The organism is Flavobacterium sp. (assembly GCF_044348915.1).
Taxonomy (GTDB): Bacteria; Bacteroidota; Bacteroidia; order Flavobacteriales; family Flavobacteriaceae; genus Flavobacterium.
Genome location: NZ_JBIKRX010000082.1, coordinates 1 through 12186 on the forward strand (window position 1 = coordinate 1; position 12186 = coordinate 12186).

Annotated in this window: 10 protein-coding genes; 7 read left to right on the plus strand and 3 right to left on the minus strand. The window is 35.9% G+C overall.

Going from position 1 to position 12186, the window contains the following annotated elements:
- From ACIQ1E_RS11790 to ACIQ1E_RS11800, 3 genes are all read left to right on the plus strand, one after another.
- Positions 1-1387: efflux RND transporter permease subunit (locus tag ACIQ1E_RS11790; protein ID WP_396171503.1), on the plus strand; the 1387-nt coding region annotated here is incomplete at its 5' end.
- 85 nt (positions 1388-1472) lie between these two features.
- On the plus strand, positions 1473-1781 hold the full coding sequence (locus ACIQ1E_RS11795; RefSeq protein ID WP_396171504.1) for a hypothetical protein: 309 nt from the start codon (positions 1473-1475) through the stop codon (positions 1779-1781).
- A gap of 25 nt (positions 1782-1806) precedes the next feature.
- Positions 1807-1992: a DUF2892 domain-containing protein gene (locus ACIQ1E_RS11800; protein WP_396171505.1), complete on the plus strand. Its 186-nt coding sequence runs from the start codon at positions 1807-1809 to the stop codon at positions 1990-1992.
- 80 nt (positions 1993-2072) lie between these two features.
- On the opposite strand, the gene ACIQ1E_RS11805 is transcribed toward ACIQ1E_RS11800, so the two are convergent.
- Entirely contained in the window at positions 2073-2855 is a 783-nt protein-coding gene (locus ACIQ1E_RS11805) for an RMD1 family protein (RefSeq protein ID WP_396171506.1), read from the minus strand.
- Positions 2856-2974: 119 nt separating this feature from the next.
- Positions 2975-3406, minus strand: coding sequence for a hypothetical protein (locus ACIQ1E_RS11810; RefSeq protein ID WP_396171507.1), 432 nt, complete (start codon positions 3404-3406; stop codon positions 2975-2977).
- A gap of 154 nt (positions 3407-3560) precedes the next feature.
- Between ACIQ1E_RS11810 and ACIQ1E_RS11815 the strand changes: the two genes are divergently transcribed.
- Positions 3561-5537: a thiamine pyrophosphate-dependent enzyme gene (locus tag ACIQ1E_RS11815; protein WP_396171508.1), complete on the plus strand. Its 1977-nt coding sequence runs from the start codon at positions 3561-3563 to the stop codon at positions 5535-5537.
- Positions 5538-5602: 65 nt separating this feature from the next.
- Entirely contained in the window at positions 5603-7342 is a 1740-nt protein-coding gene (locus tag ACIQ1E_RS11820; RefSeq protein ID WP_396171509.1) for a DUF885 domain-containing protein, read from the plus strand.
- Positions 7343-7437: 95 nt separating this feature from the next.
- On the opposite strand, the gene ACIQ1E_RS11825 is transcribed toward ACIQ1E_RS11820, so the two are convergent.
- Positions 7438-8982, minus strand: a complete 1545-nt coding sequence (locus ACIQ1E_RS11825) for a hypothetical protein (protein ID WP_396171510.1) — start codon at positions 8980-8982, stop codon at positions 7438-7440.
- A gap of 153 nt (positions 8983-9135) precedes the next feature.
- Between ACIQ1E_RS11825 and ACIQ1E_RS11830 the strand changes: the two genes are divergently transcribed.
- Together ACIQ1E_RS11830 and ilvD are read left to right on the plus strand one after the other, a co-directional pair.
- Positions 9136-10311: a 2-isopropylmalate synthase gene (locus tag ACIQ1E_RS11830; protein ID WP_396171511.1), complete on the plus strand. Its 1176-nt coding sequence runs from the start codon at positions 9136-9138 to the stop codon at positions 10309-10311.
- Between the two features lie 27 nt (positions 10312-10338).
- The gene (gene ilvD, locus ACIQ1E_RS11835; RefSeq protein ID WP_396171512.1) at positions 10339-12012 is read left to right on the plus strand and encodes a dihydroxy-acid dehydratase; all 1674 of its coding nucleotides are present in this window, start codon (positions 10339-10341) and stop codon (positions 12010-12012) included.
- Positions 12013-12186: the final 174 nt, after the last annotated feature.

Consider the following 12186-nt stretch of genomic DNA (forward strand, 5'->3'; position numbering starts at 1 on the left):
GCAATATCTTTCGACCAAACCCGAAGTGGTGAATTATCAGAATTATATTGGCACTTCAGCTCCAATTACTTTCAACGGTTTGGTGCGTCATTACGATATGCGTGGTGGTAGCAATATGGCGGATATTCAGGTGAATTTGTTGCACAAAGAAGACCGTGATTTACAAAGTCACGACATCGCCAAATTGATGCGTCCCGATATTCAAAAAATTGCCAAGAAATATGGTGCGAATGTAAAAATTATTGAAGTTCCGCCTGGACCGCCAGTTTTATCGACTTTGGTTGCCGAGATTTATGGACCAGATTACAAGGAACAAATCAAAGTGGCGAATCAGGTAAAAACGATTTTGGAAAATACTTCGGATATTGTGGATATTGATTGGATGGTTGAAGACAACCAAACCGAATACAAACTGGAAGTCGATAAAGAAAAAGCAATGCTAAACGGAATTGCGCCACAACAAGTAGTCGGGAATCTGACGTATTTGTTGAAAGAATATCCCGTTTCGAATTTATACGACGAGAATTCGAATGACAATGTGGGCATTGTGCTTTCGCTTGACGACAAAGATAAAACGAGTTTGCAAGACATTCAAAACCTGAAAATCAAAGGCATTCAAGGGAATATGATTCCGGTGAGTGATTTGGTAAAAGTGGTTCAAGACACCTTGCAGAAAACCATATACAGAAAAGACCAAAAACGAGTGGTTTATGTAACCGCCGACATGGCTGGAGCTTTAGAAAGTCCTGTGTATGCTATTTTGGGAATGAATGAGAAATTGACCAAAATGAATGTGCCTAAAGGCTATAAAGTCAATGAATTGTATATGGAGCAACCTACGGATGAAAGTGATTTTACTGTAAAATGGGATGGCGAATGGCAAATCACATTGGAAGTTTTCCGTGATTTGGGTGTCGCATTCCTAGTAGTAATCGTGATTATTTATATGTTGATTGTGGGTTGGTTCCAAAACTTCAAAACACCGATGGTGATGATGTTGGCGATTCCACTTTCGTTGATTGGAATTGTGTTTGGACACTGGTTATTGAGCGCTTATTTTACGGCGACTTCTTTCATTGGAATGATTGCTTTGGCAGGAGTTATGGTTCGAAATTCGGTTTTGCTAATTGACTTTATCGAAATCCGACTCAATGAAGGCGTGGCATTAAAACAAGCGATTATCGAAGCAGGAGCAGTTAGAACCACACCGATTTTATTGACAACAGGAGCGGTAGTTATTGGAGCATCGATTATCTTATTCGATCCAATTTTTCAAGGATTGGCTATTTCATTGGTGTTTGGAGCAGTAGTTTCGACTGTTTTGACCTTGTTGGTTGTGCCAATTATTTATTATATCACGGAAAGAAAAAAATGGGAGAAAAATTAGTATTCAGTGATCAGTTTTTCAGTGTTCAGTAACAGTGCAAACAACTTTAGACTTTAAACAATCTTAAACCTTTAAACAAAAAAATATGAAACTATTACTAATAACCGCAGTCCGAGAATTTGAAAAAGACATCAAGCAAATCCTTAAAAAAGTACAAGTTAAATCCTTTTCATACAAAGATGTAAAAGGATTTAAAGACAATTCAGAAGATGCTTTGGAAGCCAATTGGTTTGCCACCAATATGCAGGAAACGGAATCGATTTTGTTCTATGCTTTTGTAAAAGAAGAAAAAGTAGATGGGCTTTTCGATATGGTGAAAGAATTTAATACAGAGCAAGTTTCAAAATCAAATATTCACGTTGCCGTGCTGAACATCGAAAGATGTAGTAACTAAATTTATTAATCTAAAATAAAAATATATGAAAAACAGAATCGTAAGAGCAGTAGCAGGAACGTTTATACTGATTAGCTTACTTTTAGCCATTTATGTAAACCAAAATTGGTTGTGGTTTACTGCATTTGTGGGCGCCAATTTGTTGCAATCTTCTATCACCAAATGGTGTTTGATGGAGGATATTTTGAACAAACTAGGAGTGAAGGATTAAATCTTATTTCTAGAAATTTTTAAAGAGAATGTTTTAAACGACATTCTCTTTTTGTATTTAGTAACAAATTTTCGAAATGTTTAATGGAAGAAAAGAGCTATAATAATTTCTATCGCAATCAAAATTATCACAATCCATTCTAGCCTTGAACTCTCACGAACATTCAAAACATCGGTAAAAAGGGTTAGGTTGTTTTCTACAATTTGCAAACGATAATCTAAATCCTTAAATCTGGGATTAATGTCAAAATTAGTCTTGAGATTGCGGTTCAGCAGATTCAATTCTTCATTGTCCCAAACTAAATTAGGGTCATCCAAAATATACAAATTATCTACAATACTATTTTTGACATTCAAAACTTTGCCAATGTATTTCAACAAGTTAGTTTTAGAAATACTCAATTTTCCGTGATGTTCTAATTCTAAAATATAGTGCTTTGAGGAAGTAATGAGTTCGTCTGTCAAGACTTCGTAATATTCTAAAGCTACCGATTGACCAATATTCAGCATCACGATTCGCAATAGGGATGAGTCTATTTGCGAAACCGTAACATAATCGTTTTTAACCACAACCTTGTTCAGATTTTCTTCTGTTTTGATTTTGTATTCTTCAGATAAATCTAAATCAACATTTTTTGTGGCGTAATTTTTTATGAATTGTATGAATTCACTTTTGGACACAGGATCGTAATTAGCAAAAACCACCACGCCATAATCAAAAACATACAAATAACGATTGGTTTCCGTCAGGGCATAAAAAACTTCGGAAGTGGAACCAGAAAAAGCTTCGGCACGAAACTCAGCACGAAATTTCTTGATATTAAAAAATTCGGCAATCTGTAAGGCTTCGATTTGAATTTCCATAACAAGCGGTTTATTGCAAATTTAATCTGAATATATTATACAAATCGAATAACTAGATATAAAAAAACCGAAACGGAGTCTCGGTTTTTTTTATATAATGAAGTCATTTAAAACAAATACTAAAACAACATTTGAGTTAAAGGAGATTTTGAAGTTGCTGACTTTGGTAACAAACCAAGCAGCTGAGTATACTGACCTGCATTCAAAATTCCTTTCATTTTAGTTGGAAATAAATTTCTAATTCCAGTCATTTTTGATGCATATCCGGCTTTATCCGTAAGTGCAGTTGGTAAAATGTTTTTCTTTTTGTTTAATAATTCGTTGACTAAAGAGTTTACAGCTGGCTTCTGGGCATCAGAAATTTTTAGAGTAGGAGATAAATATCCCATTACTTGATTAGATATCCCAGCAACATCAAATGATTTTGTAGCAGCTGTTGCAGCTTGACTAGTTGCAGAACTTGCAGCTTTAGTAAGGTCGCCCATACTTTGAGCGTTTGAAAATGTAAATACGCCTAAAAGCATTGATAAAATAAGAAGTTTCTTTTTCATGAGTTTTAAATTATAATTTTTTATAAATATATTTAAATTTACAATATGATTTCAAATGGGTTAAATAAATAATTCACATTAATAAAAAATATAACAAAACAAGGTAAATCTGTTATTTTTTTATACTTTTGAAGCTCTATAAAATGCAAATTACATGACTTTCAACAGCAAAAATAATAGCAACGACCAATTATTAGATTTATACAAAAGAATACTGAAACCAAGACTCATCGAGGAAAAAATGTTGATTCTGATCCGTCAAGGAAAGGTTTCCAAATGGTTTTCAGGAATTGGTCAGGAAGCGATTTCAGTTGGAGTTACAGCTGTTTTGGATGCTGATGAATACATTCTACCGATGCACCGAAACTTAGGGGTTTTTACAGGACGAAATATCCCCTTAAACCGTCTTTTTTCGCAATGGCAAGGCAAGGCCAATGGGTTTACAAAAGGGCGTGACCGTAGTTTTCACTTTGGCACACAGGAATTTCATATCATCGGAATGATATCGCATTTGGGTCCTCAATTGGGTATTGCCGATGGAATTGCTTTGGCGAATAAACTAAAACAAAACGGTAAAATTACTGCTGTATTTACAGGGGAAGGAGCCACAAGCGAAGGTGATTTTCACGAAGCTTTGAATATTGCAGCGGTTTGGGAATTGCCAGTAATGTTCATCATTGAAAACAATGGTTATGGGCTTTCGACACCTACCGATGAGCAGTTTCGTTGCGAAAATCTTGCTGACAAAGGCATCGGTTATGGCATGGAAAGCCACATTATCGACGGAAATAACATTCTTGAAGTCTTCAATACATTATCCGAATTGAAAGAATCAATCAAAGCCAATCCGCGTCCCGTTTTATTAGAATTCAAAACCTTTAGAATGCGTGGTCACGAAGAGGCGAGTGGTACCAAATATGTTCCTCAGGAGTTGATGAACGAATGGGCTGTCAAAGATCCTGTCGAGAATTATAGGAATTATTTGAAAGAGAAGCAGATTCTTTCAGATGAATTTGATGCTCAGTTGCGAACCGAACTCAAGAATGAAATTGACGAAAATTGGACATTTGCCAATGCAGAACCTGAGATTGAAGCAACTTATGAAGACGAATTAAATGATGTGTACAAACCATTTGATTACCAATACATTGAACCTAAAGATAAAACAGAGAATATCCGTTTTATAGATGCCATTTCGAGTAGTTTAAAACAGTCGATGGAGCGCTATGAGAACTTGGTTATTATGGGGCAGGATATCGCTGAATATGGCGGTGCCTTCAAAATTACCGATGGCTTTGTGGCTCTTTTTGGAAAAGAAAGAGTTCGCAATACACCCATTTGTGAAAGCGCTGTGGTTTCAGCAGGAATGGGTTTGTCCATCAACGGATGTAAAGCGATTGTTGAGATGCAGTTTGCCGACTTTGTTTCGACAGGATTCAATCCGATTGTCAATTTATTAGCCAAATCACATTACCGTTGGCAAGAAAAAGCCGATGTTGTTGTCCGAATGCCTTGCGGTGCGGGAACCCAAGCAGGCCCTTTTCATTCGCAGACCAACGAAGCTTGGTTTACCAAAACACCCGGTTTAAAAGTAGTATATCCAGCGTTTCCGTACGATGCCAAAGGATTATTGAACGAATCCATCAACGAGCCGAATCCGGTTTTGTTTTTCGAACACAAACAATTGTATCGCAGCATTCACCAGGAGGTACCAACGGATTATTATACAATTCCACTTGGAAAAGCCGCATTAGTCAAAGAGGGCAATCAAATAACGATTATTGCATACGGCGCAGCGGTGCATTGGGCATTGGGGACTTTGGCGGATCATACTGAAATCTCAGCAGATGTATTGGATCTAAGAACCTTACAGCCTTTGGACACAGCAGCTATTTACACTTCGGTGAAGAAGACAGGAAAAGCAATTATTTTACAGGAAGACTCTATGTTTGGAGGCATTGCAAGCGATATTTCAGCTTTGATTATGGAAAATTGTTTTGAATATCTGGACGCACCAGTGAAACGTGTGGCGAGTTTAGACAGTCCCATTCCGTTTACCAAAGCTTTGGAAGATCAGTATTTATCGAAAGGAAGGTTTGAAAAAGATTTGTTCGAATTATTAAAATATTAATCAACGATACGTTATTTAATGCAGGTCGCGGCTAATTTTATACTTCAATTAAAATAGAAACCCTTATGAAAAATTTAATTTTGCCCATCTTGTCTGTTCTTTTGCTCATTTCCTGCAATAAAAACGGCAAATCTGCAGATAGTGCAGACATGAACAAAAAATTTGAACAGTATAAAGACCAATTTTTGGTTTCTTTTTGGGAATTGAATCCAGATTATGCGGCTAGTCAAGGATATCACAAACTGGACAGTGTTCTCATTGTTCCAGATTCAGCTTTTCGCACCAAGCAACTTGACTTTACCAATGCAAATCTAGATTCGTTAAAAAATTATAGTTTGGATAATCTTTCAGACAATAATAAAACCGATTTCTATATGATTAAAAATCAATTAGAAAGCACAATTTACAGTATCAATGAATTGAAATCATTCGAATGGAATCCATCAGAATATAATGTTTGCGGCCCTTTTGCCGAAATCTTGAATGGCAAATATGACTCATTAGACAACCGATTGAGAAATTTCAACTTGAAAATGAAAAATGTTCCAGCAGTTTACGAAGCGGCTAAGAAGAACATCAAAAACCCAACGATAGAACATACACAACTTGCGATTGACCAAAATTTAGGCGGACTTTCTGTTTTTGAAACCGACTTGGTTAATGCTTTGGCAAAAAGCAAATTATCAGAAACAGAGAAAAAATCAATCTTGGACAAATCAAAATTGGCTGTTGCTTCTATTAAAAATTATGCGGATTGGTTGACAAAACTAGATAACAAAACTCCTAGATCTTTCAGGTTAGGAGAAGATTTGTACGCCAAGAAATTCAATTTTGACATTCAATCTGCATACACCTCGGAGGAAATGTTTGAAAAAGCAGTAGCACATAAAAAGGAATTACACGCTGAAATGTTTACTCTTGCGAACAGATTATGGTCTAAGTATATGGGCTCAGCTGTAAAACCAGCCGACAAATTAGAACTAATCAAACAAGTGATTGACAAAGTTTCGTTGCAACATACCACACCAGAAAAATTTCAATCGGAAATAGAAAAACAAATTCCTGAATTGACTGCTTTTGTAAAAGCCAAAGACTTGCTGTACATTGACCCATCAAAACCTCTTGTTGTCCGCAAAGAACCCGACTATATGGCGGGTGTCGCAGGTGCATCTATATCGGCTCCTGGGCCTTATGACAAGAATGCCAACACCTATTATAATGTAGGAAGTATGAACGGCTGGTCAGCTGAAAAAGCGGAAAGTTATTTAAGGGAATACAACGATTATATCTTGCAAATTTTGAACATTCACGAAGCTGTACCAGGACATTATACGCAATTGGTTTACAGCAATCAATCGCCAAGCATCATTAAATCTGTTTTTGGAAATGGAGCGATGATCGAAGGTTGGGCAGTTTATACCGAAAAAATGATGTTGGAAAGCGGATACAAAAATTCGGATGAGATGTGGTTGATGTACAATAAATTTCATTTAAGAGCAACCTGTAACACCATTTTAGATATCAGTGTTCATACTAAAAATATGTCGAAAGAAGACGCTATCAAAATGATGATTACTGAAGGATTTCAGCAACAAGCCGAAGCTGATGGCAAATGGAAACGCGCCACATTAAGTCAAGTACAATTGTGCTCGTATTATACTGGTTTCAATGAAATTTATGAATTAAGAGAAATGTTGAAGAAAAAAGAGGGAGACAAATTTAACTTAAAAGCCTTTCACGAAAAGTTCCTGAGTTATGGAAGTGCGCCAGTTAAATATATCAAGGAATTGATGTTGGCCAAGTAATAAAAAACAAGAATAAAAAAAACCGCAAATTCGCAAATTGTATAAGATTGTATAATTTGAGAATTTGCGGTTTTTTACTGTTTGAAACGAAAAATCTATCTATTATTCAACTTCGCTTTTTCCTTGATAATATCGCTGATCTTTCGGTTCTCGATTTTGCTTTCCAGCCAAGAAATGATGTCTAGATAGAGGAAGGCTCTTTTCTCGTAGGTGTTTTTTTCCAGTTCGACAAAACGCTCTTTCACTTTGATGAACTCTTTTTTGATATCGCTAGGGTAGATGGTACTCAGTTTTTTCAAAAAGCGAATGATTTCCTTTTGTACTTCGTGTAAATCGTTCATTTTTATTAAAAATTTATAAGTACTAACCAACTGATTTTCCAAGTTGAAATCTTTGCCAGATTCGTAATGCGCAATCAAGCACAATAATCGAGCGAAACAAGCCAAATCTTCTCGAACATACAAGTTTTTGTTGTTGATGATTTTTTCAAGATAAAACACACAGTCATTGTATTTTTCGTTACCAAAATAAATACAGGCAATTTTGTAGTAAAACAACATTTCGTGATGCTCATCTAAATGCTCGCTGTGCAAATTAATTTTATCTAAAACTTCCGGAATCAGGTATTCTGCTTCAGCAAAAGTTCCTTCCATAATATGGTAATTTAGTTTGTTATTGTACACGTACAAAAACGACAAAGAAGTAATATTATCATTCACCGGAAATTGTGGATCAGCGATAGTTTCTTCAAGCATTTCGAGGTATTTTTTGAAATTGCTTTTGTATTTCAACATAAATAGTGACTCCAATAAATAATGATTTCCTTTCAAGAAAAATACTGGATTGAGGAAAATCATATTCCTATTATCATAAAAAAGCGTTACCCATTTATGCGAAAATTTATAGCAAGACAAGAAATCTTGAACCAAAAAGCTGCGCCAAAGATTGGCATTGAAATACCAATATCGCTCGCGAAAACCAAACTTTTTCTCGTCGAATTTTGAAATGTGTTTCTTGAAATAATCATCGATATATTTGTATTCTTCATCGCTGCGCACGTAACCCATTTTCAGCATAATGCCATACAATTGTAGTGACAAGTTCGATAATTTGCTCGAAATGGTGTTTTTATAATTCAACTCTTTGGCTTGAATGACCAATTCATCGGCGCGACCTTGAATACTGCGGGTGATGTACTGCGATTCGATAAGTTTTTCGAACTCGACAATTTCATACGCCATATATTTTTCGTCGTTTTCTAAAGCAATTTGTTTGGTTTTATCCAAAATTTTCAAGCTTTGCTTGTACAAACCTTTATTGTAAAGAATGGTAGCAAAATCGATTTGCTCTCGCAATTGGTAGCGAATGTTTTGGCTAGGAATATTCAAACGAATACTGACCAAAATCTGTTTGTACAAATAGGATTTAAGGTTGGATAATTGTATTTTTTTTATAATCCCACTTTTTAGAATGCTCTTCTCGTCATAAGCCTCTGATTTGTCTAAAATATTGAACAATTCGATGAATTTTGTATTCGAACTGGTTTCCAAACGACTGGCAAAAATCTTAAACTGTCTTTTTTCAGACTTCGAAAGGGATTTAATTAATACAAATAAAGAATCTTTTTGATGGTTAGCCATTGTAAAATATAGTGTTGTAATGTGTTGTTTATAAGTATATTGCAAAGTATTTACTGGTCTTATAAACAGTATAATTCACAAAAATGAATTTTATTATACGATAATGAAATCTATTTTTGTTCGAAGATGTGAAATTACATTAAATATTTTAAAATGAATAGAGACAAAGTCCAAATTTTTGATACCACTTTAAGAGATGGTGAGCAGGTCCCAGGATGTAAATTAGATACGAACCAAAAACTAGTGATAGCGAATCGCCTTGACGAAATGGGAGTAGATATTATTGAAGCTGGTTTTCCTGTTTCGAGTCCCGGAGATTTTTTATCCGTTTCTGAAATAAGTAAAATTGTAAAAAACGCAACAGTTTGCGGACTCACAAGAGCTGTTAAAAATGATATTGATGTTGCTGCAGCCGCATTAAAGCACGCAAAAAGACCTCGTATTCATACCGGAATTGGAACGTCAAATTCACATATAGTACACAAACTAAATACAACAAGAGAAGATATTATTGCTCGTGCGAAGTATGCTGTTTCTTATGCGAAGTCCTATGTTGAAGACGTAGAATTTTACGCAGAAGATGCTGGTAGAACCGATAATGATTTCTTAGCATTGGTTTGCGAAGAAGTAATAAAATCTGGAGCAACAGTATTGAATATTCCAGACACCACAGGATATTGTTTACCTGAAGAATATGGTGCGAAAATAAAATACCTAAAAGAAAATGTAAAAGGAATCGAAAACGTGATCCTTTCTTGTCACTGTCATAACGATTTGGGAATGGCAACTGCCAATTCTATTTCGGGTGTTATCAATGGAGCAAGACAAATCGAATGTACTATTAATGGAATAGGGGAAAGAGCCGGAAATACTGCTTTGGAAGAAGTAGTAATGATTTTAAAGCAACATCCTTATTTGAATTTAGATACGAACATCAATACGCGTCAATTAAATGAAATGAGCCGATTGGTTTCTGAAAGTATGGGAATGATTGTGCAACCTAATAAAGCTATAGTAGGAGCAAACGCTTTCTCACACAGTTCAGGAATTCATCAAGATGGTGTTATCAAAAATAGAGAAACCTACGAAATTATGGACCCGCTTGAAGTGGGCGTCAATGAATCTTCCATTATTCTTACCGCTAGAAGTGGTAGAGCAGCATTGGCTTACAGAGCAAAGAAAGTGGGTTATGAATTGACAAAAGTACAATTGGATCTTGTCTATGCTGAATTCTTGAAATTTGCTGATATCAAAAAAGAAGTTTTAGATTCAGATATTCACCAAATTATCGAAGCAAGTAAAATCGAAAGTGAGTTGTTAAGAAATTAATACAAAATTTAAAAAATAAATTAAATAATGGAGTTAAATAAATACAGTAAGACGATTACCCAAGACATTACACAACCTGCTGCTCAGGCTATGCTTTATGGAATAGGATTGACTGAAGAAGATTTGAAAAAAGCACAAGTAGGTATTGTAAGTATGGGTTATGAAGGCAATACTTGTAATATGCACTTGAATGATTTGGCTAAAGATGTCAAAAAAGGAGTGTGGGATGCGGATTTAGTTGGTTTGATATTTAATACTATTGGAGTAAGCGATGGTATTTCAAACGGAACAGAAGGAATGCGTTTTTCTTTGGTTTCTCGTGATGTCATCGCCGATTCAATCGAAACGGTTATGGGAGCACAATGGTATGATGCAATGATTGCCATTCCGGGTTGCGACAAAAATATGCCAGGAGCCTTAATCGCTATGGGAAGAGTCAATCGTCCTGCGATAATGGTGTACGGCGGCTCAATTCATTCTGGACATTGGAAAGGCGAAGACCTTAATATCGTATCAGCCTTTGAAGCTTTAGGAAAAAAATTAAAAAACGATATTTCAGACGAAGATTTCAAAGGAGTGATCAAAAATGCTTGTCCAGGAGCAGGTGCTTGTGGCGGCATGTACACTGCAAATACGATGGCATCTGCCATTGAAGCTTTGGGAATGAGTTTGCCTTATAGTTCATCAAACCCCGCTTTGAGTGAAAATAAAAAACAAGAATGCTTAGACGCAGGAAAAGCGATTCGATATCTGTTGGAAAAGGACATAAAACCAAGAGATATTATGACGCGTAAGGCTTTTGAAAATGCAATTACGATTGTTGCTGTACTTGGAGGTTCGACCAATGCGGTAATGCACTTAATTGCTATGGCACACGCAGTAGACATCGAAATAACATTAAACGATTTTCAAGCTATTAGTGATAGAACACCGATGCTTGCCGATTTGAAACCAAGCGGAAAGTATCTCATGGAGAACTTACACCAAGTAGGTGGCGTTCCTGGAGTGATGAAGTATTTATTAAAACATGGCTACCTCCACGGCGATTGTATGACCGTAACAGGGAAAACATTGGCCGAAAATTTATCCAATATTCCTTTTTTAACCGATGGTCAAGAAGTAATTCACCAAATACATAACTCTTTAAAATCAACTGGAAACATCCAAATATTGTACGGAAACCTTGCATCAGAAGGTTGTGTTGCAAAAATTAGTGGTAAAGAAGGAGAGTATTTCGAAGGTACTGCGGTAGTTTTTGAAAGTGAGTTTGAAGTAATTCCCGGACTCGAAAAAGGATTAATCAAACCCGGAAGTGTGGTCGTTATTCGGTATGTTGGTCCCAAAGGCGGTCCAGGAATGCCTGAAATGCTAAAACCAACTTCAGCTATTATGGGTGCTGGTTTAGGTGATAAAGTGGCCTTGATTACCGATGGTAGATTCTCGGGTGGTTCACACGGTTTTGTTGTAGGTCATATTACTCCAGAAGCTTATGATGGTGGCGGATTAGCCTTAGTTGAAAACGGAGATATTATTACAATAGATGCCGTAAAAAACACTATCAATTTAAAAATTCCTGACGCAGAATATGCCGAAAGATTAGCCAATTGGGTTCAACCTGATTTGAAAGCTACAAAAGGAGTATTACTTAAATATGCAAGATCGGTTTCGAGCGCCTCAACAGGTTGCGTAACTGATAAGTAAATTGAAAAAGATGTCAATTCAATATCAAATTTGACATTAGATTAAATAATATAGGTATAGGCGTTTAGGCCGCCCAAAAACGAAAATAGTATTACCTTTGTCAAATGAGTACAAGGGAGAAATTTATAGGTGTGAATTCAATAACATTTAACAAGCGATTTAAGGAAGATGCAG